The organism is Amycolatopsis halotolerans (assembly GCF_042647905.1).
Classification (GTDB): domain Bacteria; phylum Actinomycetota; class Actinomycetes; order Mycobacteriales; family Pseudonocardiaceae; genus Amycolatopsis; species Amycolatopsis halotolerans.
On sequence record NZ_JBHRWI010000020.1, the window covers coordinates 224,979 to 251,583 of the forward strand.

The following is a 26,605-nucleotide window of genomic DNA, read 5'->3' on the forward strand; positions in this document are numbered from 1 at the left end:
CATGGCAGGCTGGCAGGTACTGAGCATCGTCATCGCGGCTCTGGTGCTGCTCGTCGTCGTCGAGATGATGCGGCGGCGCAAGCTGCGCGAGAAGTACGCCGGCATCTGGCTCGTGGTGGCGCTCGGCGTAGTGGTGCTCGCGGTGGTCCCGCCGGTCGCGGAGTTCCTGGCGCATCTGACCGGGGTCGCCACCCCGTCGAACTTCGTGTTTTTCCTGGCCGGCGTGGTGCTTGCGCTGGTCGCGCTGCAGCTGTCGACCGAGGTCGGGCACCTGGAGGAAGAAGTGCGGACCGCGGTCGAGGAGACCGCGTTGCTGCGCTGCGAACTCGAAGACACCCAGCGCGACCTCGAAGCGCGCATCGCCGAGCTGGAGAAGCGCACGTCTGCACCCGACAATGTGGACGGCCTGCCCGAAGCGAGCCCGGCACGCGTTCGCTGATCTCCGCGCTGCTCGCCGCTCCGCCCCGGCTTGGCGGCGTCCGGGTGCTCGCCATCGACGGTCCGTCCGGGGCCGGGAAGTCCACTCTCGCCGCTGAGACGGTCGACGCTCTCGGGTCGCGGGCCGCGCTGGTCAGCACGGACGCCTTCGCCACTTGGGACGATCCCGTCGCGTGGTGGCTGCAGCTGGAAGACGGCGTGCTGACGCCGCTGGCAGCGGGTCGGCCCGGTGAGTATCGCCGGGTGGACTGGACCTCAGGTACTCCGCGGCCCGGTGAGCTGGTGCGCGTCGAGGTGCCCGAGGTGCTGGTGTTGGAAGGCGTCTCGAGTGGACGCCGGGCGCTACGGTCCCGGTTGTCGCGGCTGTGCTGGATCGAGGGCGGCACCGAGGCTGAACGGTTGTCCAGGGCAGTCGCCCGGGACGGCGAGGCAGCCCGCGGCGAACTGCGGCGCTGGCAGTTGTTCGAACGCGGCTGGTTCGCTGTGGACGGCACTCGGGAAGCGGCGGACCAGCTGGTCTGAACAACCGGAATGCCTGCTCGACATCGGTTTACGGCCAGCGGAAACGGCTATTGCGCGGAATGCGCGAGCGCTGGAAACTCGAGTGCATTCGGGCTGTTTCAGTGTCCTTCGCGGGCAACTCCGCTGGCCTGTCCGAAGGGTTCCGGAACATCCACGGCACCCGGAACGGACAACCCGCCCCGCTAGGCCATCCGGGTGAGCAAACCGCCACTCAACGTACCAAACCGGCGGTTTTCGCTACGCAGAGCGCACAATTGCCGACACGTTGCGGTCAATTTGGGGCTTACGTAGCGCGATCGTAACCTCACGTGCTTAAGCGGGGGCCGAGTTCCCGCTAGTGTCACCGAACACACCGATCGCACTGGTTCTTCCCGAACTGACCGCCGACGGTGAATTTCGAGACACCGAACATTCCCAAGGGGTGTGCCAGATGCAGCAATTGCGGCTGACCCGAACACGCCGGGCAGCTCTGATCGGACTCGCGGGCGCGCTCGCGGTCTCGCTGTCCGCGTGCGCGGAATCGAAGCGCGACGAGTCCGGAGGCGGTGGTTCCGGGGGCACCATGGTCTTCGGCAACACCGGCAACCCGAAGATGTTCGACCCGATCTTCAACGACGAGGGCGAGACGTTCCGGATCACCCGGCAGATGCTGGACACGCTGATCCAGAACAAGCCGGGCACCGCTGACCTGGCCCCGTCGCTCGCCACGAAGTGGACGCCGAGCAACGACGGCAAGACCTGGACGTTCGACCTCAAGCAGGGCGTGAAGTTCAGCGACGGCACCGCGTTCGACGCGAAGGCCGTCTGCTTCAACTTCGATCGCTGGTACAACATGAAGGGCGCCACCGCCCAGAGCCAGATGATCTACTACGGCGACGTCTTCGAGGGCTTCGCGAACAACGAGGGCACCACCAAGGGCCAGCCGGTCTACAAGAACTGCGAGGCGAAGGACGACCACACCGCGGTTCTGAACCTGACCCGCGCGAAGGGCGCCTTCCCGGCCGCGTTCACGCTGCCGTCGTTCGCGATCCAGAGCCCCACCGCGCTGCAGAAGTACAACGCGGACAAGGTCACCGGCTCCGGCACGTCGATCACGTATCCGGAGTACGGCTACAAGCACCCGACCGGCACCGGCCCGTTCAAGTTCGAGGGCTGGGACCAGGGCAACGGCCAGATCACCTTGGTGCGCAACGACACCAGCACGATGCCGCAGCCGGCGAAGCTGGACAAGCTCGTGTTCAAGGTGATCCCGGACGAGAACGCCCGCAAGCAGGCGCTCAAGGCCGGCGACATCAACGGGTACGACTTCCCGGCCCCCGCGGACTACGGGCTGCTGCGCAACGACGGCGAGCAGGTGCTGATCCGCCCGTCGTTCAACGTGCTCTACCTGGGCATCAACCAGTCCGGCCCCAACGGCGCGAAGCTGGCGAACCCCAAGGTCCGCCAGGCGCTGGCCTACGGCATCAACCGCGAGCAGTTCGTGCGCTCCAAGCTGGCCGAGGGTTCCGAGGTCGCGACCGAGTTCGTGCCGAAGGCGATCTCCGGCTACACCGACGACGTGACCAAGTACCCGTACGACAAGGAACGCGCCAAGCAGCTCCTGAAGGAAGCCGGCGCCGAGGGCCTGACCCTCAAGTTCTACTACCCGACCGAGGTCACCCGGCCCTACATGCCGAACCCGGCCGACACCTACACCGCGATCTCCGAGGACCTGAAGGCCATCGGCGTCAACGTGCAGCCGGTCGCCGAGTCGTGGAACGGCGGGTACAAGGACGACGTGCAGCAGAACCGCAAGCAGGACATCCACCTGCTCGGCTGGACCGGTGACTACAACGACGCGGGCAACTTCGTCGGCACCTTCTTCGGTCGCCCGAAGCCGGAGTTCGGTCTGTCCGACGAGAACAACCAGGGCATCTTCAAGGCGCTCGCCGACGCGGACGCCGCGCCCGCCGGCGACGCGCACACCAAGGCGTACCAGGACGCCAACAAGAAGATCATGGAATACCTGCCCGCCATCCCGATCGCCTACCCGACGCCGGCGATCGTGGTCGGCCCGAAGATCAAGGGCGTGGTGGCCAGCCCGCTCACCGACGAACGCTTCGACACCGTCACGATCGGCTGACGTGCTCCACTGAGCAGCCAGGCCAAGGGCAGGTGCTACCGCGCCTGCCCTTGGCCTCGTTCCCGGGCTGTACACAAAGGACTACTCGTGCTCCGTTTTCTCGTGCGTCGGCTGCTACAAGCGATCCCGACGCTCCTCATCCTGTCCATCCTGGTGTTCGCCTGGTTGCGCTCACTCCCCGGCGGGCCCGCGTCCGCTCTGCTCGGGGACAAGGCGACTCCGGAAAAACTGGCGAACCTGAACCACGTGCTCGGCCTCGATCAGCCGATTTTCGTGCAGTACTTCAAATTCCTCGGCCGTGCGCTTACCGGGGATTTCGGCAATTCGCTCGTGTCGACCCGGCCGGTGATGTCGGAGATCGGCACGTTCCTTCCCGCCACCATTGAACTGGGCATCACGGCGATGATCATCGCCGTGGTGGCCGGCGTTTCGTTCGGCTATCTCGCCGCCCGGTTCCGCGGCCAGGTCGTCGACAACGTCATCATCGTGCTGACCCTGGTCGGCGTCGCGGTGCCGATCTTCTTCCTCGGCTACATGATGCAGGACCTGCTTTCCACGCCGCTCGGGTTGCCGTCGCAAGGCAGGCAGGCTCCTGGCATCGACGCCACCGTCGTCACGCATTTCGCCATTCTCGACGGAATGATGACCGGCGAATGGGACGCGGTCTGGGACGCGATCAAGCACCTCATTCTTCCCGCTTTCGCGCTCGCCACGATTCCGCTCGCGGTGATCACCCGGATCACCCGCGCGTCGGTGCTCGACGTGTTCAACGAGGACTTCATCCGCACCGCGAACTCCAAGGGCCTCACGCAGCCCGTGGTCCGCCAGCGGCACGTGCTGCGCAACGCCCTGCTGCCGGTGATCACCACGATCGGCCTGCAGACCGGCGCCCTGCTCGGCGGCGCCGTGCTGACCGAGCGGGTGTTCAACTTCCGCGGCCTCGGATTCCTTCTGGCAGAAGGGATCGACAAGCGGGACTACCCGCGGCTGCAGGCGCTGCTGCTTCTCGGGGCACTGGTCTACGTGCTCGTGAACATGCTCGTGGATATTTCCTACGGGCTCATCGACCCGAGGGTGCGTGTGCGGTGAACACTCTGCTGAACAAGAAGAAAGAGCCGATCGACAAGCTCGCCGCCGCGTCGGCGGGCGGGCGCAGCCTCGGCGCCGAGGCGCTGCGCCGGATGCTGCGCAGCCCGGTGGCGATCGTCGGCGGCGTGATCACCCTGCTGTTCCTGCTGCTGGCGATCTTCGCGCCGCTGCTCGCGCCGAAGGACCCGCAGGTCCGGTATCTGCAGGACCAGGTCATCCTCGGCCGGGGCATCATCCCGGGCGCACAGCCCGGATTCCCGCTCGGCGTCGACGACTTCGGCCGCGACTTCCTGTCCCGGCTGCTGATCGGCGCACAGCAGACGCTGCTGGTCGGCGTGCTCGCCACGGTGATCGGCGTGCTGCTCGGCGCGCTCATCGGCGGGCTCGCGGGCGCGTTCGGCGGCTGGGTGGACACCGTCCTGATGCGGATCGTCGACGTGCTGCTGGCGTTTCCCTCGCTGCTGCTGGCGATTTCGATCGCGGCGCTGTTCGCGAAGCCGAGCCAGTGGACGGTGATCATCGCGGTGTCGATCATCGGCGTGCCGATTTTCGCCCGGCTGCTGCGCGGTTCGATGCTCGCCCAGCGCGAGGCGGACCACGTGCTGGCGGCGACGTCGCTCGGCGTGAAGCGGACGACGATCGTGTTCCGGCACATGCTGCCGAACTCGCTCGGCCCGGTGATCGTGCAGGCGACGCTGACCCTGGCGACCGCGATCCTGGAGGCCGCGGCGCTGTCGTTCCTCGGTCTCGGCGACCCGGACCCGACCCGCGCGGAGTGGGGATTGATGCTGGGCAACGCTTCCCAGCACTTCCTCGACATCCGGCCCGAGCTGGCCTATTACCCGGCGATCGCGATCATCATCGTGGCGCTCGGGTTCACGCTGCTCGGCGAGTCCCTCCGCGAAGCCCTCGACCCGAAGAACCGGCGGTGACCCCGTGGCACTTCTCGAAGTCCGCGACCTGAAGGTCGTGTTCCAGCGCCGCGGCGAAAGCCCGTTCACCGCGGTCGACGGCGTGAGTTTCGACGTCGAACCCGGCCAGACGGTCGGTCTGGTCGGCGAGTCCGGCTGCGGCAAGTCGGTGACCTCGCTCGCGATCATGCGGCTGCTCGCCAAGCGCGGCAACACCGTCAGCGGTTCGGTGCGGTTCGAGGGCACCGATCTGCTGACCCTGTCCGACCGCGAAATGCGCGACCGCCGCGGCCGCGATCTCGGCATGGTGTTCCAGGACCCGCTGTCCTCGCTGAACCCGGTCATCCCGATCGGGCTGCAGATCACCGAGGTGCTGGAGCGCCACCGCGACATGCCGCGCAAGAAGGCGCGGATCGAAGCGGCGGAACTGCTCGACAAGGTCGGCATTCCCGACCCGACGCGGCGGCTTTCCGAGTACCCGCACCAGCTTTCCGGCGGGATGCGCCAGCGCGCGCTGATCGCGATCGCGCTGGCGTGCCGTCCCCGGCTGCTCATCGCGGACGAGCCGACCACCGCGCTCGACGTGACGATCCAGGCGCAGATCCTCGCCCTGCTGCGGGAACTGGTGCAGGACACTGGAACCGCGCTGGTGATGATCACGCACGACCTCGGCGTCGTCGCCGGGCTCTGCGACGAGGTCAACGTGCTCTACGGCGGCCGGATCGTGGAGCGCCAGGAACGGCATTCGCTGTTCGCGCAGCCGAGGCATCCGTACACGCACGGCCTGCTGGCCTCGATCCCGCGGCTCGACGAGGGCCGCGGCGAGAAGCTGGTGCCGATCCGCGGTTCGGTCGCCGACAACATCCCGTGGGACGGCGGGTGCGCGTTCGCGCCGCGCTGCCCGAACGCGGTCGCGGCCTGCCTGGAAGATTCGCCGGAGCTGGTTCCCGACCGGAACGGCTTGCTGCGCTGCCACAACCCGGTGCAACCCGCCGTGGCGGCAGGAGGAGGAACCCGATGACGGTGGCGAACACCGACGAGGTGCTGCTCGAGGTCACCGGCCTCAAGGTGCACTTCCCGATCAAGCGCGGCGTCGTCGTGGACCGCACGGTGGGCCACGTGTTCGCGGTCGACGGGGTCGACCTGTCGATCCGCCGCGGCGAAACCTACGGCCTGGTCGGCGAATCCGGCTGCGGCAAGTCGACGCTGGGCCGCGCGATCCTGAGGCTCAGCGAGCCGACCGACGGCAAGGTCGTGTTCGACGGCACCGACGTCGCCCAGCTGAAGGGCGAGCAGTTGCGCAAGGCGCGGCGGCGGATGCAGATGGTGTTCCAGGACCCGATGTCGAGCCTGGACCCGCGCCAGTCGGTCGAGTCGATCCTCGTCGAGGGCATGCGCGCGCACGGGCTCGACAAGGACAAGGAGTCCACCGCGAAACGGCTGCGCGAGCTGCTGAGCGCGGTCGGCCTGCCGGAGACCGCGCTGCGGAAGTACCCGCACGAGTTCTCCGGCGGTCAGCGCCAGCGCATCGGCATCGCGCGGGCGCTGTCGGTGGAGCCGGACCTGATCGTCGCCGACGAACCGGTGTCCGCGCTGGACGTTTCGGTGCAGGCGCAGGTGGTGAACCTGCTGGAGGATCTGCAGGAAGAGCTCGGTCTCACCTACGTGGTGATCGCGCACGACCTCGCGGTGGTCCGGCACATCTCCGACCGGATCGGCGTGATGTACCTCGGCGCGCTGGTCGAGGAGACGACGTCGGAGGAGCTGTACCAGAACCCGCTGCATCCCTACACGCGCGCGCTGCTGTCGGCGATCCCGGTGCCGGACCCGGTGGTGGAGGACAGCCGCGAGCAGATCCTGCTCGCCGGCGACCTTCCCTCCCCGGCCAATCCGCCGTCGGGCTGCCGGTTCCACACGCGCTGCCCGTGGAAGCAGGAAAGCCTCTGCGACACCGATCGCCCGCAGTTGCGCGAGATCGGCGCCGGGCACCGGGTGGCGTGCCACTACGCGGAGGACATCCGCGACGGGCGGATCCAGCCGCACAAGGTCGAGGTGGAACTGGTCGACGCCGGGGCGCTGAACCCCGACCTCGGCCCGCCGGACGTCGGTTCGGCCGCCGAGATTCTCTGAACCGTCCGTGAAGGGCTCCTTGCGGGAATCTGATTCCCGCAAGGAGCCCTTCACGGCTTTTCAGGGCTGGAGATCGACGGCGGCGCGGAACGAACCGTCCATGTGGAACGGCGTCGAGCTGTGCTCGTGCGAGATCAGCCAGCTGTTTTCGCGACACTGCAAGGCAAACGTGCTGCGGAACCAGAGAGTGAACGATTCGCTTTGGCCTTGCGGGGTCGCGGTCAGCTTGGTCAGCGCCGTCACCACCGCCAGATCGCCGGACACGGTGATCTCCTCGTCGTGGTAGGTGCGGGAAATCGGACCGTCGAAGGTGCTGAACCACTGCGTGACGTACTCCGTGGAAGCGCCGGTCGTGCGCAGCGGCGGGGCGAGGTCGAACCGGACCGCCTTGTCCGCGTAGCAGGCGACGAGCCGCTGCGGGTCCTTCGCGTGCGTCGCGGCGGTGTGCTCGGCCAGCAGGTCGCGGATCTCGTTCTCGGACATTTTGTGTTCTCCTTTTCCCGGATGGTGCGTTCGTCCGGGACGTCGAAGCTGTCCGCGCGGCTTCGACATCAGGGGTAGAAAACTTTTTCGAGGAGGCTTCGGATGAAGTATCTGGTCCTGATCTACGGCAACCCGGCGTCGCGCGCGGCCTGGGCGGGGATGACCGACGAGCAGAAGGCCGAGGGCCTGCGCGCCTACCAGCGGTTCCACGAGGAACTGGAAGGCGAACGGATCGTCTCCGAGCGGCTGGCTGCGCCGGACCTGACGAAACAGGTCCACGTGCGCGCCGAAGGCGTGAGCACCACCGACGGCCCGTTCGCCGAGATCAAGGAACAGCTCGCCGGGTTCTATCTGCTGGAATGCGATTCGGAGGACCGCGCGCTGGAGATCGCCGCGCGGATCCCGGAGGCCCCGTTCGCGACGATCGAGGTGCGGCCGGTGATGGGGCTGACCGGCGACGTGGACTTCGAGCTGTGATCGACCGCCTCCTGCGGGACCTCATCCCGCAGGTGCTGACCGCTCTCGTGCGCCGCTACGGCGATTTCGGCAAATGCGAGGACGCCGTGCAGGAGGCGCTGCTCGCCGCCGCCGTGCAATGGCCGAAGGACGGTGTTCCGGACAATCCGAAGGCCTGGCTCATCACGACGGCCTCGCGACGGCGGATCGAGATGTGGCGCAACGAAGCCGCGCGGATCCGTCGTGAGGAGACGGTGGCCGCGCTGGAACCGCCGTCCTTCGAACTCGTGCCGCAGCAGGACGACACCCTCACCCTGCTGTTGCTGTGCTGCCATCCGGCGTTGACGCGACCGTCGCAGGTGGCTCTCACCTTGCGCGCCGTCGGCGGCCTGACCACCGCCGAGATCGCGCGGGCCTACCTCGTCCCGGAGCCGACGATCGGCCAGCGGATCAGCCGGGCGAAACACAAACTGCGCGGGGCGGAGTTCGCTCTGCCGCCGCAGGACGAGCTGCCGGAACGCGTGGGCGCGGTATTGCAGGTGCTGTACCTGGTGTTCACCGAAGGCCACACCGCCAGCTCCGGCAGCTCGGTGAACCGCGTCGAGCTGACCGCCGAAGCCATCCGGCTCACCCGGCAACTGCACGCACTGCTGCCTGCCGACGGCGAGGTCGCCGGACTGCTCGCCCTCATGCTGCTCACCGACGCCCGCCGCCCCGCCCGCACCGGCCGGGACGGAATTCCCGTGCCGCTGGCCGAACAAGACCGCTCGCGCTGGGACGCGTCCGCGATCGCCGAAGGCAGCGCACTCATCGAACACGCGCTGGCGACCACCCCGGTCGGCCCGTACCAACTGCAGGCCGCCATCGCCGCCGTGCACGACGAAGCCCCGACCGCCGACGCCACCGACTGGCCGCAGATCCTGGTGCTGTACGACCTTCTCCAGCAGATCGCCCCCGGCCCGATGGTCACCCTCAACCGCCTGGTCGCGCTCGCCCGCGTCGAAGGCCCGGCACTCGCGCTGAGTGAACTCGACGCCACCGACGCGGACCACTACCGAGCCGACGTCGTCCGCGCGCATCTCCTGGAGCTGTCCGGCGACCCGCAAGGCGCGCACGATTGCTACGTCCGCGCCGCCCAGCGCACCCTGAGCCTGCCGGAACGGGAGTACTTCGAATCGCGCGCTTTGCGTGTTATGTCGGAAAAACCCTGAAAAACCCCTGCCGGAAGACGGACCCCACCCCCGACTCCAGGTGGACGCGAGGATCCCCGCGAGCTGGGTACCCTGCGGAGACCAGGCACGAATCACAAGGGGGTTGGCAGTGAACATCGACCACGTGCTGGAGGCGATCCCTCCGCTCTCGGTCTACCTGTTGGTGGGCTTGGTGGTGATGGTCGAAAGCCTGGGCATCCCGCTGCCGGGGGAGATCGTGCTGGTGAGCGCGGCGCTGCTGGCGTCGTCGCACAGCGGGCTGAACCCGGTGTGGATCGGCGCGCTGGCCACCGCGGGCGCGATCATCGGCGACAGCATCGGATACCTGATCGGCCGCAAGGGCGGCAAACGGCTGTTCGCGTGGGCGGGCCGGAAGTTCCCCAAGCATTTCGGCCCCGATCACATCGCGAGCGCCGAACGGATGTTCCACAAACGCGGCATGTGGGCGGTGTTCTTCGGCCGGTTCGTCGCGGTGCTGCGCATCCTGGCCGGCCCGCTCGCGGGGTCGCTCAACATGCACTACCCGCGCTTCCTGATCGCGAACGCCCTCGGCGGCATCGTGTGGGCGGGCGGAACGACGGCGCTCATCTACTACCTGGGCGTGGTCGCCGACAAGTGGCTGAAGGGCTTCCAGTGGGCAGGCCTGGCAGCGGCCCTGGTAATCGGCGTGGTGGTGACGCTGGTGCTGAAGAAGCGCATGGCCCGCCACGCGGCGGAGTCGGCGTCGTCCTCGTCGTCGGAAGAGAAGAACGACGCGGTGGCCTGAGTTTTCGCCTCTGGATTCCCCGGTGAGTCTTCGGACTCGCCGGGGTTTTCCGTTTCCGGGCCCGGAAATAAGCGATGCCCCGGGCGGCATGCGAAAGCAGAGGCGACCCGGGGCGTACTAGGCCATACTAGCACATCCCCTCTCGCCCGAGAGGGAAGAAGAGGAGGGGCGGCTGATGCCGGAGGAGCCGGGGTGGATCCGGGACGGCTTGTCGACCCCGAGGTTCGCGCCGTATCTCGCGAAGACAGACGGCGATCTCGCCCGGGCTTGCGCGCTGTATTGGTGGAACATCGAGGTTTCCGCCGCCTTCTACCCCGCGCTGCACTGCTTGGAGTTGGCGCTTCGCAACGGCTTGCACCGCACATTGGCGACGGCGTTCGACCGGGAAGACTGGTGGCGGGTGGCCCCGCTGCGGTCCGACGGCGTGCGCAAACTGGCTGAGGCCCGGCGCAAGCTGACCGTCCGCGAACGGCGGCAGACGCCCGACGATCTCGTGGCCAACCTGTCCCTCGGATTCTGGGTGTCGACCCTCAGCAGCGCTTACGACCGGACGCTGTGGGTCCCGCACCTGCATCGCGCGTTCGCCTTCTACCGCGGCAAACGGCGCGATCTGCACACCGATTTGCGCACCGTTCTGCTGTTCCGCAACCGGATCATGCACCACGAGCCGATTCACCACCGGCATCTGTGGAAAGACCACGAGACGATTCTGCGTGTGCTCGGCTATCTGGTGCCGGAGCTGGCCGGTGAGCTCAAGGCGTACGACCGGGTGCCCGAGGTGCTGCGGCAACACCCCGCCCGATGACCGTTACACCGGCAGCAATTCCTCCGGCGTAACCGCGGGCTTCCGCCGCAGCGACCCGAGCAAAACCCCGCCGATCACCACCGCTGCGGCCACCAGCGTCAGCACTGTCGGCACCTCGCCGAGGATGAAGAACGACGCCGTCAGCCCCACCACCGGCACCAGCAGCGAGAACGGCGCGACCACGCCCGCCGGGTTGCGGCGCATCAGTGTGGTCCAGATGCCGGAGCCGATGACCGTCCCGAAGATGACCACGTACGCCAGCCCCGCGACGCCGATCAGGCCGGTCTTGGTGCCGAGCGTCGTCAGCGAGTGCCAAGCGGCTCCGGGGCCCTCGAAGATGCTCGACAGTGCCAGCATCGGCAGCGGCGGCACCACGGACATCCACAACGTCAGGTGCAGCGGGTTGTCCGGCTCCGCGCGGCGCATGCTCAGGTTGCCGATCGCCCAGCTCAGCGCGGCCAGCAAGGTCAGCACCACCGGAACCAGCGCGGCGTGGGCGGACTGCTGCCACGCGATCGCGGTCATCCCCGCCACCGCGAGCAGGATCCCGGCCAGCTGCCGCCCGGAGACGCGTTCCCGCAGCAGCACCGCGCCCAGCAGCACGGTGAACGGCGCCGACGCCTGCAGCACCAGCGACGCCAGCCCGGTCGGCATGCCCAGGTGCATCGCGACGAACAGGAACGCGAACTGACCGGTGCCGAACCCGAGCCCGTAGCCGAGGAGGTAGCGCAGCTTCACCCGCGGCCACGGCACGAGGAAAACCGTCGGGATCGCGATCAGCAGGAACCGCAGCGCGCCCGCGAACATCGGCGGGAACTGGCCGAGTGTGGCGTGGATCGCAATGAAGTTGAGGCCCCACAGGACGGCGACGAACACGGCGAGCAGACGGTCCCGGATGGCCATGCTTCTTACTCTGCCTAGGCAAACTTTGAAGCACTAGCGAGAATAACTGCACTGACTGTGTAGTGTTGCTTCACATACACTGCCCGGATGGACTTGGGCAGGCTCCGGACGCTGCGCGAATTCGCCGATCGGGGCAGCGTCACCGCCGCCGCTCAGGCGTTGCACTGCACGCCGTCGGCGATCTCGCAGCAGCTTCGCGCGTTGCAGACGGAGGTCGGCATCGCGCTCACCGAACCGGCTGGCCGCGGCCTTCGGCTCACCGACGCGGGCCGCGCGCTCGTCGCCCGCGCCGACGACGTCCTGGCCGCGATGGACCGCGCCGAGGCGGAGCTGGACACCTACCGCAAGGCCCCGCGCGGACGCGTGCGGATCGCGATCTTCCAGTCCGCGGGTCTCATGCTCCTGCCGGGATTGCTGCGCCGCGTCGATCAGCACGAAAACCTCGAGGTCGACGTCCGCGACGTCGACATGGTCCCACCGCAGGTGCCCGGCCTGGTCGCGGACTACGACGTCGTCGTCGCCCACCGAGACGAGCACGCGGCCGAGTTCGACACCGAACGCCTCGACGTGGTCCCGCTGCTGCGCGAACCTCTGGACGTCGCCCTCCCGGTCGGCCACCGCCTCGCCCGCAACCGCCGCGTCGGCCTCGCCGATCTCGCGGACGAACGCTGGATCTCGGTGGACCACGGCTTCCCGGTCGACGACGTCCTCCGCTCGCTGACCGTGCGCACCGGAGTGCGGCCGCAGATCGTCCAGCGCATCAACGATTTCCGCATCACCGAACGGCTGGTCGCGGCCGGGCACGGGATCGCGCTGATGCCTCGGTACACAATGGACACTCGGCGCGGCAGCGGACTGGTCGGCCGCCCGCTGGCGGGAATCCGCGTGGCGCGGCTGGTGGAAGTGGTGTGCCGCACCGGTGCCGCGAACCGGCCAGCGGTCGCGACCGTGATCGACGAGATGCGTGCCGAAGTGGCCGCACTCACGACCTAGCTGGGTTCCCGGGCGGGCAGACCGCGCAGCAACGTGTCGAGGAAAAGCTCGAACCGGGGAGCGTCGGGCCCGAGGTCGAGCGGGTTTTCCCGGACCGCGAGCCAGCTGACCGTGCAGGTGATGAAGATGTACCAGCTCTGCTCGGCCAGTTCCGGCGGTACACCGGCGTTCGTGAACGCGGCGACCACCTCGGTGCGCAGCCGGCCGAACGAATCCGCGTTGTGCCGATGCGGCCGGGACAGCCGGGTCGCGTAACCGGGTACCGCGAGAAACTGGTCGTGCATCGCCCACGCGACCTTCGCGAGCCACGGCCGCCAAGACCGGCGCGGCGGCCCCTCCTCGGGAAGCACCCGATCCAGCACCACCTCGCTGACCAGGTCGAACAGTGCGTCCCGATGGGCGACCCAGCGATAGAGCGCGCCATGCGTCACGCCGAGCCGCGCGGCCAGTTCGCGCATGGTCAACGTGTCGAGGTTCCCGGCGGACAACGCCGCGTCGACGATCCGCTCGCGATCGAGCTGTGCGGGACGGCCGGGCCGCGGTCGAGTCATAGCCGGGGACTCTACCGAGAAGAATTAGTGACCATTGGTTACAAACGGGTGTAGCGTGGCGGGCATGGCAAACATCAAGGGCACCGTGCGGCCCGGCTTCGAGCAGGTGCGGGACGAGTTCGCGGCAGTGGCCGACGGATCCGCGCAACTGGCGGCGTACCACCGCGGCGAGCAAGTGGTCGATCTCTGGACCGGCGAGGACATCGACGGAGATTCCCTGATCGGCGCGTACTCCGCGTCGAAAGGGGCAGCGCACCTGACCGTCGCGCTGCTGGTCCAGGACGGCGTGCTGGATCTGGACCAGCGAGTGAGCCATTACTGGCCGGAGTTCGCCGTCGAAGGCAAGCAAGACGTCACCCTGCGGGACCTGCTGGCGCACCGAGCCGGGCTGGTCGGCTCGGACGAAGGTTTCAGCCGCGCAGAACTCGCAGACGACCGCATCGTGGCCGAACGCTTGGCCCGCCAGCGCCCGTTCTGGCGGCCCGGCACCGCATTCGGTTACCACGCGCTGGTAATCGGTGCACTCAGCGGCGAAGTCGTCCTCCGCGCGACCGGCCGCACCCTCCAGGAGAACTTCGCCGACCGGATCAGCAAGCCGTACACAGTGGACTTTCACCTCGGCTTGCCCGCCGAACTGGAGCCGCGATTCGTTGCCACGCAACCGATGGTGCTGACTCCCGAACGACAGCTCCCGTTGCCCGCCGCGAACAGCCTCCAGGGCATCGCGTTCAACCGGCAGCACCCAGCCGGCCCGGAGGTGTGGGAACTGCCGAACCTGCCGGAAGTCCGACGGCTCGGCTCGGCGTCGTTCGGCGGGGTCGCCTCGGCCCGCGGCCTGGCCCGGATGTACGCGGCGGCGATCAGCCCGCTCGACGGCGAATCGCCAATGTTGAAGCCGGAAATCGCCGCCGAGTTCGCGCAGATCCATTCCATCGGCCGCGACGTGGTGCTGGGCGAGCAGAAGGCGTTCGGCATCGGATTCCACGCCACCGGCGAGCGCTACCCGGAGCTGGGCCAGGGCAGTTTCGGCCACAGCGGCGCGGGCGGCCAGCAGGCGTTCGCCGACCCTCGAAACGGCATCGCGTACGGCTACACCCGCCGCCGCATCCCGTTCCCCGCCGCGGCCGCTCCGGAGAACGAATCGCTGATCAGGGCGCTGTACTCGGCGCTGCGTGCCGTCGAATCCCGACCGTGATCGCCGAGCCCAGCAGCACCGCGATGGTCAGCGACAACGCCAGGCTCACTCCCGGCTCGGCAACCAGTTGGCCACCGGCGTAGCCGAGGAACGCGACATACGACGTCCACAGCAGCACTCCCACGGCGGACGCGGTCAGAAACTCGGCGAACCGCCACCGCAACGAGCCGGCCAGCAGCGCGCCGACCGTCCCGCCGGAAGGCAGCCACCGCGCGACCACCAGGACCGGCCGCGGATGCCGCTGCAGGCGTCCGTCGAGCCAGGTCAGCCCGGCGGCCAGCTTGCGCCGACGGCCCAGCCGGGTCAGCACCCGCGCCCCGCCGAACCGTCCGAGCGCGTATAACGCCTGGTCAGACAGCAGGCAGCCGACGCTCGCGACCGCGATCACGACAGCCAGCGAGGTCCCGTGCTGCGCGGCGGCCACGCCCATGCCGAGCAGCGTCACCTCGGTGGGCAACAGCGGCACCAGCGAGACGACGAACAGCACCACCAGTCCAGCCGTCGTAGCGTCCATGTGTCTATTAACCGCCTTGCCAGTCCAGATGAGTCCCAATCACCGGCACTTCACAGCAAGGCACAGCCGGGACACAGATTCCCCGGAAACCCGGACAGAGGATGTCAGGGTTCGCGCGCACGCTGGTGGTCAGCCGAGAGAAGGGGACGAACGGAATGAGCGGGGAACTGGCGGGCAAGGTCGCGCTCGTGGCGGGCGGTACGCGCGGGGCGAGCCGGGCGATCGCGGTCGAGCTGGGCCGGGCCGGGGCGTACGTGTACGTCACCGGTCGCACGACGCGTGCCGGACGGTCCGAAGTGGACCGTCCGGAGACCATTGAGGACACTCTGGACCAGATCGAAGCCGTCGGCGGCAAGGGAAGCGCGCTGCGGGTCGATCATCTGGTGAGCGACGAGGTCGCCGCGCTCGCCCAGCGGATCGACGCCGAGCACGGCGGTCTCGACATCCTGGTCGACGGCATCTGGGGCGGCGACCGCTACCTGGAGTGGGGCAAACCGGTCTGGGAGCATTCGCTGGACGCCAGCCTGCGGATGATGCGGCTGTCCCTCGACGCCCACCTGATCACCAGCCACCATCTGTTTCCGCTGGTCATCCGGCGTCCGGGCGGGCTGGTGATCGAGCTGACCGACGGCACCGCCGAGTACAACCGGAAGTACCGCGAGGGCACGTCGCTGCCGTACTACCTGGCGAAGGCGGCGATCAACGTCCTGGCCGTCGGCGAGGCGGCCGAACTGAAGGCGCACGACTGCACGGCGATCGCGTTCACGCCGGGTTGGCTGCGTTCGGAGGCGATGCTGGAGATCTTCGAGGTCACCGAGGAAAACTGGCGCGACGCGACAGCCCGGGAGCCGCACTTCGTGATCTCGGAGTCGCCGACCTTCTCCGGCCGCACGGTCGTCGCGCTCGCCGCCGACGCGGACCGGCACCGCTGGACCGGCCAGACCGTTTCCAGCGGACAGCTGGCGAAGGTCTACGAGATCGACGACGTGGACGGCAGCCGTCCGGACGCGTGGCGGTACATCGACGAGGTCCAGGAACCCGGAAAGCCCGCCGACGCCACCGGCTACCGCTGATGTCCGTGAGGGGAACCCTGAGGGACTCTGATTCCCTCAGGGTTCCCTTCACAGACGGTTGCGGTTGGCGAGCGCTTGACCGAACTCCGCGACCGCGGCGCGGATCTCCGGCGGGCTCAGCACCTCGACGCCGGGGCCGAGGGAAACCAGCTGTCCGACGGCGACTTCCTTGCCCTCCATGGCGAACTCGGCCTCGGCCCACCCGTCGTCGTCCTTCGGGCCGAGCGACACCAGCACCTCGTTCACGTGCTCCGGCCCGAAAACCCGGCGCAACGCACCCGCCGCGGACCGGTCGAGCCGAGCCGTCACCTTCAACGGCAGCGGCATCTTTTCAAACTCTGCCGACGACGCACGCCACCAATCAGCGAGCGAGAATTCTTCTGGCCGCGCAAAGGTTTCTCCAGTCTCGGCGACCGCTTCCAACCGGGAGACGCGATACGTCCGCAGATCTTCTTCGATCCGCGCCACCAGATACCAAACCCCGGCTTTCAACACGAGCCCCAGCGGATCGAGCGTCCGCCGGGTGACCTTGTCGCGCCGCCGGTACCGCACGTCGAGCCGCCGTTGCGTCCACACCGCCTTGGCGACCGCAGGAAGTGCGGCGGCGTCGTCCGGCGAGCTGAACCAGGCAGAGGCGTCGAGATGAAATCGCCCGGCGACCGTCCGGGCCTGTTCTTGCAGCTGAGCGGGCATGCTCGCGGACACCTTGGCGTGCGCGGCGGCCACCGCGGTGCCGAGCCCGAGCCCGGCCAGCGCGTCCGGCACGTCGAGGGCCAGCAGCGCGACGGCCTCCCGCGAGGTGAGGCCGTCGAGCCTCGAACGCCAGCCGTCCACGAGCCGGATGCCGCCACGGCGCCCTGGTTCACTCCAGAGCGGCACGCCGGCTTCGCGCAACGCGGCGAGATCGCGCCGCATCGTCCGTTCGGTCACGCCGAGTTCGTCGGCCAGCTCCCCGACGGTGCCCGCGCGTTTGCGGTGCAGCGTGAACAGCAACGCGACCAGCCGCTCAGCCCGCACACCTACCTCCCGCCCGGCCCCGACCGCCTAACCGCCCCAATGTGGCATTGGGTGCATGCGATGCACCGAACGCCACATTGGGTGCGTGTGACGCACCCAATGCCACATTGGGGCGCATCAGGCTCGGGTCAGCGGTTGGCCCGGTTGACCGCGCTCACCACGGCCCGCAGCGAAGCGGTGACGATCGACGGGTCGACGCCGATGCCCCAGAACACGCGGTCGGAGATCGCGCATTCGATGTAGGACGCGGCGCGCGAGTCGTCGCCAGGGCTCAGCGTGTGCTCGCTGTAGTCCAGGAGCCGCAAGTCGTAGCCCACAGTGGACAGTGCGTCGAAGAACGCGGCGATCGGCCCGTTGCCGCGGCCGGTGATCTCGTGCTCGTCGCCCTCGACCTTCACCGTGGCCTCGAGGTCGTACTCGCCGCCGCCGTTGTCGGTGACCCGCTGCTTGATCAGCTCCAGCGGGGTCTTCGCCTCCAGGTACTCGGCCGAGAACGCGCGCCACATGGTGGCCGGGTCGACCTCGCCGCCCTCGGTGTCGGTGTAGGCCTGGATGACCTTCGAGAACTCCATCTGCAGCCGGCGCGGCAGGTCGAGCTGGTGCTCGGCCTTCATGATGTAGGCGACGCCGCCCTTGCCGGACTGCGAGTTCACCCGGATCACGGCCTCGTAGGTGCGGCCGACGTCCTTCGGGTCGATCGGCAGGTACGGGACCTCCCACGGGTGCTCGTCGACCGGGACGCCGTTGGAGTCCGCGGCGTCCTTCATCGCGTCGAGACCCTTGTTGATCGCGTCCTGGTGGCTGCCGGAGAAGGCGGTGAACACCAGGTCCCCGCCCCACGGCGAACGTTCCGGGACGGGCAGCTGGTTGCAGTACTCGACGGTCCGCTTGATCTCGTCCATGTCGGAGAAGTCGATCTGCGGGTCGATGCCCTGGCTGTAGAGGTTCATGCCCAGCGCGACCAGGTCGACGTTGCCGGTGCGCTCGCCGTTGCCGAACAGGCAGCCCTCGATCCGGTCCGCGCCCGCCTGGTAGCCCAGTTCGGCGGCGGCGATGCCGGTGCCGCGGTCGTTGTGCGGGTGCAGCGACAGGACCACCGAATCGCGGTGCTCCAGGTTGCGGCTCATCCACTCGATCGAGTCGGCGTAGACGTTCGGCGTCGCCATCTCGACGGTCGCGGGCAGGTTCAGGATCACCGGCTTCTGCGGCGTGGGCTGCCAGATTTCGGTGACCGCGTTGCACACCTCGAGCGCGTACGACAGCTCGGTGCCGGTGTAGGACTCGGGCGAGTACTGGAAGCGGAAGTCGGTGTCCGGCTGCTTCGCCGCCAGCTCGACGACCATTTCCGCGGCCTGCGTCGCGATCTTCTTGATGCCCTCGCGCTCCTCGCGGAACACCACGCGGCGCTGCAGGATCGAGGTGGAGTTGTAAATGTGGACGATCGCCCGCGGCGCGCCTTCAAGCGACTTGAAGGTGCGCTCGATCAGCTCGGGGCGGCACTGGGTCAGCACCTGGATGTGCACGTCGTCCGGGATCGCGCCCTCTTCGATGATCTCGCGCACGAAGTCGAAGTCGGTCTGCGACGCGGCCGGGAAGCCGACCTCGATCTCCTTGTAGCCCATGCGGACCAGCAGGTCGAAGAACTTGCGCTTGCGCGCGGGCGACATCGGGTCGATCAGCGCCTGGTTGCCGTCGCGCAGGTCGACCGCACACCACAGCGGCGCGCGCTCGATGCGCTTGTCCGGCCAGGTGCGGTCGGGTACGTCGATGTTCTCGACTACGTCGTACCAGGGGCGGTAACGGTGCACCGGCATGGACGTGCCGCGCTGCGGGTTCCACGAGGGCTGTCCGGCGGGCGCGGGACGAGAGGGCGTGCGCAGACGGGAGTTAGTGGTGCGGGGGTCGGTGCTCATCGCGGGAAAATCTCCTGACGGGTTCGGTGCGGACGACCGGCACCACAAAGCCCCGCGACGAGGAGCCGGTCAGATCAGGCCCCGTCGCGGCAGCGAAGCAGGAGTTCACGCGCCACGGGGTCACTGTAACCACCGGACGCGCCGAAAGGAAAGCCGCCCGCCGCGATCGAACTGTTACGTCGGGTGGCTGATACCTGTTACTAGCGGGTAGCGGCTCGCGAGGCGACGTGCCAGACTGCCCGGCATGGGCGAGCACGCGGAACAAGCGCAGGAAACCGAGGCGAAGGCGCGACCCCAGCGCACCCCGGTGGACTGGCGGCGCACTCGTGAGCGCGCGGTGTCGTTCATCGCGTCGCTCGTGCGCTGGGTCGGGCTGCTGTTCGCTGCGGTCTTGGTGCTGCACGTGATTTTCGTCATCGGCGAGGCCAACCAGGGCAACGGCATCGTCTCGTTCGTCCGCGGCTGGGCCGACGGGTTGTCGCTCGGCTTCAAGGACCTGTTCACGCCTGGCGACGCGAAGCTGCGGGTGCTGGTGAACTACGGCATCGCGGCGGTGTTCTGGCTGGTCGTGTCGGGGATTCTGGCGAAGATCATCCGCCGTGTCGGGGGCGCTGGCGCCTGACCGGCCGCCGCCCGCGACATTTCAAGGTTCTTGAACTGCGGGTGAGCGAATTCAAGGAAACAGCTGCTTCCTTGAATTCGCCCGTTGACCAGCCGCTTGGCTGCCGAGCCGCCCCCGCCTCGGCATCAGGTCCCATGCCCGGGGCTTAAGCCGCGTGACCTCGGCCCGCCGACCGTCCACAAAGGGTGCCAACAGCACCGGAATTCCCGATTTGTCGCCATGCGACTGTGTCTTGAAGTACGTGAGGGGAACCCTGAGGGAATCAGATTCCCTCAGGGTTCCCCTCACGTACCAGTGCCCGGTTTCCGCTCCCGGGTCCGGGGGCCTACGGCGACGTACGCTCAGCGGCTTCAGGACTGCCAGGTCACCGCGTCCTTGCCGTAGTCAGTGTTCGGAGCCAAGTCCCGATACGTGCTAGCCCCGTAGCTAGCCCCCTTGACCTCCGCACCGGCCGGGGCCAGCGCCAGCACGCAGCTGGTGTACGAAGCGCCCTTCGTCGTGAACGCCTTGCCGGAGTTCCCGCTGTCGCACTTCTCGAACTTGCCGATCACCGTCACGTGCGGGCCGCTGGTGCCGTCCGCGAGGAGGCCGTTCATCAGGCCCAGCGAGCTGTACGCGAAGTCCGAGCCGGTCTCGTTCGTGACCTTGACCTGGATGTAGTACGGCGTCATGCCCTTCGCCCGGTCGCCGAGCTTCAGCGGGGCGAGGTCAGCCTCGACGCCCTTGTCGATGCCGGTCACTGTCACGCCGATCGCGCCGGTGTTCTTCTGCGACTTGAACGGCACCACGGCCTTCTCGCCGATCTTCAGCTTCGTGCCCTGCTTCGTGTACTCAGCCGAGGCGGAGTCGCTAGCGGGCGCGGCGGCGGAGGAAGACGGGGCCGCAGCCGAGGACGAAGCGGGCGGCGTGGCGATCGGCGGGGTGGGAGCCTTGTCATCCGAGCTGGAACATCCGGACAGCGCGAACGCCATCGCCGTTGCGGAAATCGCCATTACAACCGGCAGCCCAGTACGCATCTCGTCACTCCTTGAGGGATGTCCCACCGATTCAGTGGCCTGACCGGTTTGGTGCCTATCTGACCTCGAAGCGGTGACGCCGGTTCCCCCGATTGCTCACGAAACGGTCACAGTGCCGGAGACCCCCATCGGTCCCCGAAGGCGAACTCCTCGAGCGGCAGCCGTCGCCGCGGCGCGAGTTCCCGTTCGATGCGGCGGGGGTCCTCCAGTACCGAAGGGTCGGCGGCGGACCCGACGGCGATCGCCACCCGGGCCACCGCGTCGGAAGGCAGGCCGAACTCCTCGCGGACCGCGTCCGGAGAGAACCCGGCCATCTGGTGTGCGATCAGCCCGAGTTCGACCGCCTGCAGGACGAGGTTCTCGGTCGCCAAGCCCAGTCCGTAGTCGGTGTAGGGCACCTCGCCCTTCTCGTTCGTGGTGACCATCACGCCGATCAACAGCGCGCTCGCCCGGAACGCCCACGCCTGGTTCCCGGAGTTCAGCGTCGCGAGGAGGCGCGGGAAGACCGGATCGCCCCGGCGGCCGACGAGGTAGCGCGCCGGCTGGGTGTTGCCGAAAGACGGCGCCCACCTGGCGGCTTCGAGCAATGCGGTCAGCTGGGCGTCGGTGATTTCGGCGGTCTCGTCGTAGGCCCGCGGGCTCCAGCGCTCGGCGATGGCCGGCGCGACGGGGACGCTCGTCTCGGCTTGTTTGCGCATGCGCCGAACCGTAGTACGACCGGGAGTGCTCTCCGTCACTCCGGAGGAAGGGCTTCGAGCTTTCCCCTGGCGTCAAGGAAAATTTACTTCCAAATGCTCCGAAGAGGCGGTGGCGGACCACTCGATGGGGTGGCGGGCGCCGTTCTCGCCGGTAGGCTCTTCTCCAAATGAAGGGCCGTGGGCGCTCCTCGGTGCCCTCCAAGGAGTACGCCCCGGCCCGTCAAGGAGGTTCGGGCGTGGCCCTCGTGGTCCAGAAGTACGGCGGATCGTCGCTGGAAAGTGCCGACCGGATCAAGCGCGTGGCAGAACGGATCGTCGCGACCAAGAAGGCGGGCAACGACGTGGTCGTCGTGTGCTCGGCGATGGGCGACACCACTGATGAGCTGCTCGATCTGGCGCAGCAAGTGAACCCGGCGCCGCCGGAGCGGGAAATGGACATGCTGCTCACCGCCGGTGAGCGCATTTCGAATTCGCTGGTCGCGATGGCGATTTCCGCCCAAGGCGCGCAGGCCTGGTCGTTCACCGGTTCCCAAGCGGGCGTGGTCACCACGTCGGTGCACGGCAACGCGCGCATCATCGATGTCACTCCGAGCCGCGTCACCGAGGCGCTCGAGCAGGGTTACGTCGCGCTGGTGGCCGGTTTCCAAGGCGTGGCACAGGACACCAAGGACATCACGACGCTCGGCCGCGGCGGTTCCGACACCACCGCGGTGGCGCTCGCCGCCGCGCTGAACGCGGACGTCTGCGAGATCTATTCCGATGTGGACGGTGTGTATTCGGCCGACCCGCGCATCGTGCCGGACGCCAAAAAGCTCGACACCATCCCGTACGAGGAGATGCTGGAGCTCGCGGCGAGCGGATCGAAGATCCTGCACCTGCGTTCGGTCGAGTACGCGCGCCGCTACGGCGTGCCGATCCGAGTCCGTTCTTCTTACAGCGACAAGCCGGGCACCACGGTGGCCGGATCGATCGAGGAGATCCCCGTGGAACAAGCGCTGATCACCGGTGTGGCACACGACCGCTCGGAAGCGAAGATCACCGTGACCGGCGTGCCGGACCACGCCGGGGCCGCGGGCAAGATCTTCCGCGTCGTCGCCGACGCCGAGATCGACATCGACATGGTGCTGCAGAACGTGTCCAGCACGTCGTCCGGTCGCACCGACATCACCTTCACGCTGTCGAAGGCCAACGGGGCCAAGGCGGTCAAGGAACTCGAGAAGATCAAGGCGGGGATCGGCTTCGAGTCGGTCCTGTACGACGACCACGTCGGCAAGGTGTCGCTCGTCGGCGCCGGGATGCGCTCGCACCCGGGCGTCACGGCGACGTTCTGCGAGGCGCTGGCCAACGCGGGCGTGAACATCGAAATCATCAACACCTCGGAGATCCGCATTTCGGTGCTGATCCGCGACGCGCAGCTGGACGAGGCCGTGCGCGCGATCCACGAGGCGTTCGAACTGGGCGGCGACGAGGAAGCCGTCGTCTACGCGGGGAGTGGTCGCTGATGGCACCGGGTCTTCGCGTCGGCGTGGTCGGGGCGACCGGCCAGGTCGGCGCCGTGATGCGCAAGCTGCTCGACGAGCGGAACTTCCCGGTCGAGCAGATCCGGTACTTCGCCTCGGCCCGCTCAGCGGGACGCACCTTGCCGTGGCGCGGCGAGGAAATCACCGTCGAGGACACCGCGACCGCTGATCTGTCCGGTTTGGACATCGCGCTGTTCTCCGCGGGCGGCGCGACCTCGCGCGAGCAGGCGCCGCGGTTCGCCGAGGCGGGCGCGATCGTGGTCGACAACTCGTCGGCCTACCGCCGCGACCCGGACGTGCCGCTGGTCGTCAGCGAGGTCAACCCGGAAGCCATCAAGGACGCGCGCAAGGGGATCATCGCGAACCCCAACTGCACCACGATGGCCGCGATGCCGGTCCTCAAGCCGCTGCACGACGAAGCCGGCCTGGTCCGGATCATCGCGAGCACCTACCAGGCAGTCTCCGGAAGCGGCCTGGCCGGCGTCGACGAGCTGGCCGCGCAGGTGAACGCCGTCGCCTCGCGCGCGGCCTCGCTCACCCACGACGGTTCGGCGGTCGAATTCCCGGCCCCGGCCAAGTACGTCGCGCCGATCGCGTTCAACGTCCTGCCGATGGCTGGGTCCATTGTGGACGACGGCACGTTCGAGACGGACGAGGAACAGAAGCTGCGCAACGAAAGCCGGAAGATCCTGGGCATCCCGGAGCTGCTGGTTTCGGGAACGTGCGTGCGGGTCCCGGTGTTCACCGGACACTCGCTGTCGGTGAACGTCGAATTCGAACGGCCGCTGTCGGTCGAGCGAGCGACGGAACTGCTGTCGACCGCGCCCGGCGTGCAGCTGGCGGACGTGCCGACGCCGCTGCAGGCCGCCGGTATTGACCCGAGCTTGGTCGGCCGCATTCGTACGGACCCGGGTGTGCCGGACGGCCGCGGGCTGGCGCTGTTCGTTTCCGCCGACAACCTCCGCAAGGGGGCGGCGCTGAATACTGTGCAGATCGCTGAGCTGGTGGCGCAGAACCGCTGAGCTTCCCAGTAAAACTGCCCGGTCCCTGGTTCAGGGGCCGGGCAGTTTCATTCTCCGTGGTGCCGGTCTCGCTACTTGGCCAGCCGGCAGGCCCGGCTCCGGTAGGTCCGGAATTCGTGGCTCGCTCCGTAACCGCTGTAGGACCACACTCGTCCGGACGCGCTCCGGCCGAGGTGGCGGAATTGCTCCACCGCTTCGGGACCGCGCCGGAGTTCGACGAGCGCGCGGGCGGCGTAGGCGCGGCTGTTCGGGGTGTCCGGCGCGTCCCGGCCCTCGCCGTCGAGCCACGGCAGCAACCGGTCGAGCGCGGCTTCGACGCGCTTGTCCCGCCACGCGTCCTTGGCCCCGGAGAACGACGCTTCGAACGCCGCGGCAAGCGGCAGCCATGCCAGCTTCGGATGCTTCGCCGCGCCCTCCTCGGCGAATGTCCACATCAGATCGTTGGTGCCGAACCACTTGGCGCACCAGTACTGCAGGGCGCGCGCGTGCGCGTGGACGTGCAATGGATCGCGTGCCAGCACACCGTCCCACACCGTGCGGAATTCCTCGTGACCGTACTGCCGGCCCATCGCGATCATGCACCGTATCGCCCACGGCGTCGGATCGTCGGGAGCGAGTTCGGCGGCGGCCTGGCTCGCTTCGTCGGCCTCCTCGAGCACGCGCCGGAATCCCGCGAATTGCTCCCCGCTGACGTACTTCGCCTGCCGTGCGCTGCGGATCTGCCACGCCACGTTCGTGAGCGCGTCGGCGTGCACCGCGGCGGCGCCCGCGTCGTCGGGACGGGCCGCTCGCCAAGCCTTGAGCGCGGTGTCGTCATCGGCCGCGACCTCGCCAAGGAGACTCACGATCGAACTGCGCCGGTCCCAGTCCTGCCCGATTCCGGCGAGCAGGTCAGCGCCCTGCTGCCAGTTCCCCGCGGCGTGTGCGACTTTGGCGTCCCGGACCGGCTTCGCCAGCAGCGGCTTTGTGGTGATCTTGGCATCAGGGGGCAGGCCGAACCGTTCGACGTCCACCGGCTTGATCGGCGGCACGAGATAGCGGGCCAGGTCGCTGCTGCCGAGCGTGCGCATGTAGTCGGAAGTGGTCAGACCGCGCTTCTTGGCGTCCTTCGCGATCCCCTTCATCATCCGGCGATACTTCGGAACGGTGTACAGCTTGATAAAGCCGAGCAAGGGTGTTCCTCTCAGGAATGAACCGGGGCCAGCAACGCGCGGAGCGGAGCGGTGTCCCCGTCGATCGCCGCGCTGACGGCGGGATCCAGTTCGGTGGCATACGGTTCGGCCAGTACCAGCTTCGCCGGTCCGGACCAGGACAGTTCCCAGTGCGCCGCATCGGCTTTGGCGAGCTGTGCGTGCACCACAATGGACAGTCGGCTGTGGACTTGCGGCCGGTAGAGATCGCGCTTCGCCCGTGCTCCGGCCGTCGCCGGGGCGTGGGGATCGGCGATGTCCTCAAGGCGTCCGGCGTCGAGCAGGTCGAGCAGTTCGTCGAGGCTGCGGCTGCGGCGAATCCGCAGCGCTTCGACCTGATTCGAGTTGCGCATCCCAACGTCGACCAGGCTGGCCCAGTCGAGCTTCTTCTTCGAGGACGCTCCCGCCGTGAAGCCGGTCGCCAGCACCGCTTCGAGCAGCGCCGTTCCGTTGCGGAGAAGATCCGTCGCCGGCAATTCGCCGCCGGGCGGCACGGGGACGTCCGGCGCGGCTTCCAGCAGCGCGATCCGTTCGGAAGTCGGCGGGTGGCTGTCGTACTGCGACGTCGGCTCGGAGGGCGGATTCTCCCGCACGGAAGCCAATTTCTTCGCGCGTTTCTCGTCTGCGAGCAGCAATTGGTAGCCCTCGGCCATCCGTTGCGGCAGGTAGCCGGCGGACCAGGCGATGGTCGCGTACTTGCTCAGGAAGAGCCGCCAAGCCGTGTCGAGCACCTCGACCTCGCGCAACGCGGTCGCCGCGGCCGTGGAGCCCGCTACCCGCGCGGACGCGGCGTCGGCGGCGAGTTCCTGCTGCCGGTTCACGCTCATCGAGACCCGGAAGTACAGGGCGGCGTACGCGCTGAAGACCGGCCGCAGCATCCGGGCCGACCAGGTCGAGTCGAGTCCATTCAGGACTCGCCCGATCGTCTGCCGTCCGCGGTAAGTCGCGCCGGCGAACCGGGTGTGGCGATTGCTGTAGTGGCCGAGCTCGTGCCCGAGAATCGCGCGGAGCTGACTGACCCGCATCCCGGCGAAAAGCTGCGCGCCGATGAACATCCGGCGCCGCCGCACGCGCAGCCCCAACCAGTGCGTCTGCTCGTACACCGACGCGTTGACCTGGGGAATCAGATAAATCTCGTCCGGCGGCCGGGTACCGATTTCCTGGGCGAGTTCGCGGACGGCCGCCCACAGTTCTGGCTGCTCCCCGGGCGTGACGGGCAGGCCGGGCACGTCGTCGTCGCGGGTCCGCTCGAACGTCAGGAGGGCGGTGAACAGCACGTACAGCACCGGAGCGACAAGGAAGCCGAGCCGTCCCGCGGTGAGCGGACTGTGCTGGTACGCGGCGATCTCCAGCCAGATCATCGCCCCGGCGACGGCGAGCACCAGCACCGGAAAACCGGCCAGCAGCAAGACGGCGAGCAACGCCCGCGACGAGTTCTTCATCGA

At 68.3% G+C, this 26,605-nt stretch carries 27 protein-coding genes; 17 read left to right on the top strand and 10 right to left on the bottom strand.

The genetic code is table 11. From position 1 onward, the window contains the following. The first annotated feature begins 1 nt into the window (after position 1). The 7 genes from ACFORO_RS16085 to ACFORO_RS16115 all read left to right on the top strand — a co-directional run bounded on the left by ACFORO_RS16085 (position 2) and on the right by ACFORO_RS16115 (position 7,212). Positions 2 to 439, top strand: coding sequence for a DUF2304 domain-containing protein (locus ACFORO_RS16085; RefSeq protein ID WP_377867942.1), 438 nt, complete (start codon positions 2 to 4; stop codon positions 437 to 439). A 44-nt stretch (positions 440 to 483) separates the two neighbouring features. Continuing rightward, on the top strand, positions 484 to 960 hold the full coding sequence (locus ACFORO_RS16090) for a uridine kinase family protein (RefSeq protein WP_377867941.1): 477 nt from the start codon (positions 484 to 486) through the stop codon (positions 958 to 960). A 430-nt stretch (positions 961 to 1,390) separates the two neighbouring features. Beyond that, positions 1,391 to 3,082, top strand: coding sequence for an ABC transporter substrate-binding protein (locus ACFORO_RS16095; protein ID WP_377867940.1), 1,692 nt, complete (start codon positions 1,391 to 1,393; stop codon positions 3,080 to 3,082). An 87-nt stretch (positions 3,083 to 3,169) separates the two neighbouring features. After that, a complete protein-coding gene (locus tag ACFORO_RS16100; protein WP_354747550.1) occupies positions 3,170 to 4,171 on the top strand; it encodes an ABC transporter permease in 1,002 nt (333 codons plus the stop codon). Continuing rightward, positions 4,168 to 5,103: an ABC transporter permease gene (locus ACFORO_RS16105; RefSeq protein WP_354747548.1), complete on the top strand. Its 936-nt coding sequence runs from the start codon at positions 4,168 to 4,170 to the stop codon at positions 5,101 to 5,103. Before ACFORO_RS16100 ends, ACFORO_RS16105 begins: the two co-directional genes overlap by 4 nt. A 4-nt stretch (positions 5,104 to 5,107) precedes the next feature. Further along, positions 5,108 to 6,103 carry an ABC transporter ATP-binding protein gene (locus tag ACFORO_RS16110; protein WP_344265929.1) on the top strand — a complete coding sequence of 332 codons (996 nt, stop codon included), beginning with the start codon at positions 5,108 to 5,110 and terminating at the stop codon, positions 6,101 to 6,103. Then, complete coding sequence (locus ACFORO_RS16115) at positions 6,100 to 7,212, top strand: ABC transporter ATP-binding protein (RefSeq protein WP_377867939.1); 1,113 nt, start codon at positions 6,100 to 6,102, stop codon at positions 7,210 to 7,212. The genes ACFORO_RS16110 and ACFORO_RS16115 overlap by 4 nt, the downstream gene beginning before the upstream one ends. Before the next feature lie 60 nt (positions 7,213 to 7,272). On the opposite strand, the gene ACFORO_RS16120 is transcribed toward ACFORO_RS16115, so the two are convergent. Beyond that, positions 7,273 to 7,695 carry a YybH family protein gene (locus tag ACFORO_RS16120; RefSeq protein ID WP_377867938.1) on the bottom strand — a complete coding sequence of 141 codons (423 nt, stop codon included), beginning with the start codon at positions 7,693 to 7,695 and terminating at the stop codon, positions 7,273 to 7,275. Positions 7,696 to 7,797: 102 nt separating this feature from the next. Here ACFORO_RS16120 and ACFORO_RS16125 point away from each other — a divergent pair, with 102 nt between their 5' ends. The 4 genes from ACFORO_RS16125 to ACFORO_RS16140 all read left to right on the top strand — a co-directional run bounded on the left by ACFORO_RS16125 (position 7,798) and on the right by ACFORO_RS16140 (position 10,933). Continuing rightward, complete coding sequence (locus tag ACFORO_RS16125; RefSeq protein WP_377867937.1) at positions 7,798 to 8,172, top strand: YciI family protein; 375 nt, start codon at positions 7,798 to 7,800, stop codon at positions 8,170 to 8,172. Continuing rightward, positions 8,169 to 9,362, top strand: a complete 1,194-nt coding sequence (locus ACFORO_RS16130) for an RNA polymerase sigma factor (RefSeq protein ID WP_377867936.1) — start codon at positions 8,169 to 8,171, stop codon at positions 9,360 to 9,362. Before ACFORO_RS16125 ends, ACFORO_RS16130 begins: the two co-directional genes overlap by 4 nt. A gap of 109 nt (positions 9,363 to 9,471) precedes the next feature. After that, on the top strand, positions 9,472 to 10,128 hold the full coding sequence (locus ACFORO_RS16135; RefSeq protein WP_377867935.1) for a DedA family protein: 657 nt from the start codon (positions 9,472 to 9,474) through the stop codon (positions 10,126 to 10,128). A gap of 175 nt (positions 10,129 to 10,303) precedes the next feature. Further along, positions 10,304 to 10,933, top strand: coding sequence for a hypothetical protein (locus tag ACFORO_RS16140; RefSeq protein ID WP_354747530.1), 630 nt, complete (start codon positions 10,304 to 10,306; stop codon positions 10,931 to 10,933). A gap of 3 nt (positions 10,934 to 10,936) precedes the next feature. Here the strand turns inward: ACFORO_RS16140 and ACFORO_RS16145 are convergent, their stop codons facing one another. After that, entirely contained in the window at positions 10,937 to 11,836 is a 900-nt protein-coding gene (locus tag ACFORO_RS16145; RefSeq protein ID WP_377867934.1) for an EamA family transporter, read from the bottom strand. An 87-nt stretch (positions 11,837 to 11,923) separates the two neighbouring features. On the opposite strand from ACFORO_RS16145, the gene ACFORO_RS16150 reads away from it, so the two are divergent. Further along, positions 11,924 to 12,829, top strand: coding sequence for a LysR family transcriptional regulator (locus tag ACFORO_RS16150; RefSeq protein WP_377867933.1), 906 nt, complete (start codon positions 11,924 to 11,926; stop codon positions 12,827 to 12,829). On the opposite strand, the gene ACFORO_RS16155 is transcribed toward ACFORO_RS16150, so the two are convergent. Then, positions 12,826 to 13,380, bottom strand: a complete 555-nt coding sequence (locus tag ACFORO_RS16155; protein ID WP_377867932.1) for a TetR/AcrR family transcriptional regulator — start codon at positions 13,378 to 13,380, stop codon at positions 12,826 to 12,828. The genes ACFORO_RS16150 and ACFORO_RS16155 overlap by 4 nt on opposite strands. A gap of 64 nt (positions 13,381 to 13,444) precedes the next feature. Between ACFORO_RS16155 and ACFORO_RS16160 the strand changes: the two genes are divergently transcribed. Continuing rightward, positions 13,445 to 14,575 (top strand): serine hydrolase domain-containing protein, encoded by a 1,131-nt coding sequence (locus ACFORO_RS16160; RefSeq protein WP_377867931.1) that lies wholly within the window; start codon positions 13,445 to 13,447, stop codon positions 14,573 to 14,575. Here the strand turns inward: ACFORO_RS16160 and ACFORO_RS16165 are convergent. Continuing rightward, positions 14,529 to 15,089, bottom strand: a complete 561-nt coding sequence (locus tag ACFORO_RS16165; RefSeq protein WP_377867930.1) for a DedA family protein — start codon at positions 15,087 to 15,089, stop codon at positions 14,529 to 14,531. The two genes, ACFORO_RS16160 and ACFORO_RS16165, sit on opposite strands and share 47 nt — an antisense overlap. A gap of 155 nt (positions 15,090 to 15,244) precedes the next feature. On the opposite strand from ACFORO_RS16165, the gene ACFORO_RS16170 reads away from it, so the two are divergent. Beyond that, entirely contained in the window at positions 15,245 to 16,162 is a 918-nt protein-coding gene (locus tag ACFORO_RS16170) for an SDR family oxidoreductase (RefSeq protein ID WP_377868085.1), read from the top strand. A gap of 48 nt (positions 16,163 to 16,210) precedes the next feature. On the opposite strand, the gene ACFORO_RS16175 is transcribed toward ACFORO_RS16170, so the two are convergent. Further along, the gene (locus ACFORO_RS16175; protein WP_377867929.1) at positions 16,211 to 17,179 is read right to left on the bottom strand and encodes a helix-turn-helix transcriptional regulator; all 969 of its coding nucleotides are present in this window, start codon (positions 17,177 to 17,179) and stop codon (positions 16,211 to 16,213) included. 128 nt (positions 17,180 to 17,307) lie between these two features. Continuing rightward, positions 17,308 to 19,092: a 2-isopropylmalate synthase gene (gene leuA / locus ACFORO_RS16180; protein WP_377867928.1), complete on the bottom strand. Its 1,785-nt coding sequence runs from the start codon at positions 19,090 to 19,092 to the stop codon at positions 17,308 to 17,310. 244 nt (positions 19,093 to 19,336) lie between these two features. On the opposite strand from leuA, the gene ACFORO_RS16185 reads away from it, so the two are divergent. Continuing rightward, a complete protein-coding gene (locus tag ACFORO_RS16185) occupies positions 19,337 to 19,714 on the top strand; it encodes a hypothetical protein (RefSeq protein WP_377867927.1) in 378 nt (125 codons plus the stop codon). 350 nt (positions 19,715 to 20,064) lie between these two features. On the opposite strand, the gene ACFORO_RS16190 is transcribed toward ACFORO_RS16185, so the two are convergent. Then, positions 20,065 to 20,730, bottom strand: coding sequence for a hypothetical protein (locus ACFORO_RS16190; protein WP_377867926.1), 666 nt, complete (start codon positions 20,728 to 20,730; stop codon positions 20,065 to 20,067). A gap of 107 nt (positions 20,731 to 20,837) precedes the next feature. Further along, the gene (locus tag ACFORO_RS16195) at positions 20,838 to 21,428 is read right to left on the bottom strand and encodes a nitroreductase family protein (RefSeq protein WP_377867925.1); all 591 of its coding nucleotides are present in this window, start codon (positions 21,426 to 21,428) and stop codon (positions 20,838 to 20,840) included. 236 nt (positions 21,429 to 21,664) lie between these two features. Here ACFORO_RS16195 and ACFORO_RS16200 point away from each other — a divergent pair, with 236 nt between their 5' ends. Together ACFORO_RS16200 and ACFORO_RS16205 are read left to right on the top strand one after the other, a co-directional pair. Further along, positions 21,665 to 22,930 (top strand): aspartate kinase, encoded by a 1,266-nt coding sequence (locus tag ACFORO_RS16200; RefSeq protein WP_344265876.1) that lies wholly within the window; start codon positions 21,665 to 21,667, stop codon positions 22,928 to 22,930. Next, positions 22,930 to 23,970, top strand: coding sequence for an aspartate-semialdehyde dehydrogenase (locus ACFORO_RS16205; RefSeq protein ID WP_354747506.1), 1,041 nt, complete (start codon positions 22,930 to 22,932; stop codon positions 23,968 to 23,970). The genes ACFORO_RS16200 and ACFORO_RS16205 overlap by 1 nt, the downstream gene beginning before the upstream one ends. Before the next feature lie 71 nt (positions 23,971 to 24,041). Here ACFORO_RS16205 and ACFORO_RS16210 read toward each other — a convergent pair whose 3' ends face one another. Both ACFORO_RS16210 and ACFORO_RS16215 read right to left on the bottom strand, forming a co-directional pair. Continuing rightward, positions 24,042 to 25,142: a DUF4034 domain-containing protein gene (locus tag ACFORO_RS16210; RefSeq protein WP_377867924.1), complete on the bottom strand. Its 1,101-nt coding sequence runs from the start codon at positions 25,140 to 25,142 to the stop codon at positions 24,042 to 24,044. Between the two features lie 11 nt (positions 25,143 to 25,153). Then, a complete protein-coding gene (locus ACFORO_RS16215; protein ID WP_377867923.1) occupies positions 25,154 to 26,602 on the bottom strand; it encodes a M48 family metalloprotease in 1,449 nt (482 codons plus the stop codon). Between the last annotated feature and the right edge of the window lie 3 nt (positions 26,603 to 26,605).

Excerpts from the sequence above, each read along its gene's own strand:
- ACFORO_RS16085 (WP_377867942.1), top strand. The coding sequence starts at position 2 with ATGGCAGGCTGGCAGGTACTGAGCATCGTCATCGCGGCTCTGGTGCTG.
- ACFORO_RS16095 (WP_377867940.1), top strand. The coding sequence starts at position 1,391 with ATGCAGCAATTGCGGCTGACCCGAACACGCCGGGCAGCTCTGATCGGA.
- ACFORO_RS16115 (WP_377867939.1), top strand. The coding sequence starts at position 6,100 with ATGACGGTGGCGAACACCGACGAGGTGCTGCTCGAGGTCACCGGCCTC.
- ACFORO_RS16120 (WP_377867938.1), bottom strand. The coding sequence starts at position 7,695 with ATGTCCGAGAACGAGATCCGCGACCTGCTGGCCGAGCACACCGCCGCG.
- ACFORO_RS16125 (WP_377867937.1), top strand. The coding sequence starts at position 7,798 with ATGAAGTATCTGGTCCTGATCTACGGCAACCCGGCGTCGCGCGCGGCC.
- ACFORO_RS16140 (WP_354747530.1), top strand. The coding sequence starts at position 10,304 with ATGCCGGAGGAGCCGGGGTGGATCCGGGACGGCTTGTCGACCCCGAGG.
- ACFORO_RS16145 (WP_377867934.1), bottom strand. The coding sequence starts at position 11,836 with ATGGCCATCCGGGACCGTCTGCTCGCCGTGTTCGTCGCCGTCCTGTGG.
- ACFORO_RS16150 (WP_377867933.1), top strand. The coding sequence starts at position 11,924 with ATGGACTTGGGCAGGCTCCGGACGCTGCGCGAATTCGCCGATCGGGGC.
- ACFORO_RS16155 (WP_377867932.1), bottom strand. The coding sequence starts at position 13,380 with ATGACTCGACCGCGGCCCGGCCGTCCCGCACAGCTCGATCGCGAGCGG.
- ACFORO_RS16160 (WP_377867931.1), top strand. The coding sequence starts at position 13,445 with ATGGCAAACATCAAGGGCACCGTGCGGCCCGGCTTCGAGCAGGTGCGG.
- ACFORO_RS16165 (WP_377867930.1), bottom strand. The coding sequence starts at position 15,089 with ATGGACGCTACGACGGCTGGACTGGTGGTGCTGTTCGTCGTCTCGCTG.
- ACFORO_RS16170 (WP_377868085.1), top strand. The coding sequence starts at position 15,245 with ATGAGCGGGGAACTGGCGGGCAAGGTCGCGCTCGTGGCGGGCGGTACG.
- leuA (WP_377867928.1), bottom strand. The coding sequence starts at position 19,092 with ATGAGCACCGACCCCCGCACCACTAACTCCCGTCTGCGCACGCCCTCT.
- ACFORO_RS16185 (WP_377867927.1), top strand. The coding sequence starts at position 19,337 with ATGGGCGAGCACGCGGAACAAGCGCAGGAAACCGAGGCGAAGGCGCGA.
- ACFORO_RS16190 (WP_377867926.1), bottom strand. The coding sequence starts at position 20,730 with ATGCGTACTGGGCTGCCGGTTGTAATGGCGATTTCCGCAACGGCGATG.
- ACFORO_RS16195 (WP_377867925.1), bottom strand. The coding sequence starts at position 21,428 with ATGCGCAAACAAGCCGAGACGAGCGTCCCCGTCGCGCCGGCCATCGCC.
- ACFORO_RS16205 (WP_354747506.1), top strand. The coding sequence starts at position 22,930 with ATGGCACCGGGTCTTCGCGTCGGCGTGGTCGGGGCGACCGGCCAGGTC.
- ACFORO_RS16215 (WP_377867923.1), bottom strand. The coding sequence starts at position 26,602 with ATGAAGAACTCGTCGCGGGCGTTGCTCGCCGTCTTGCTGCTGGCCGGT.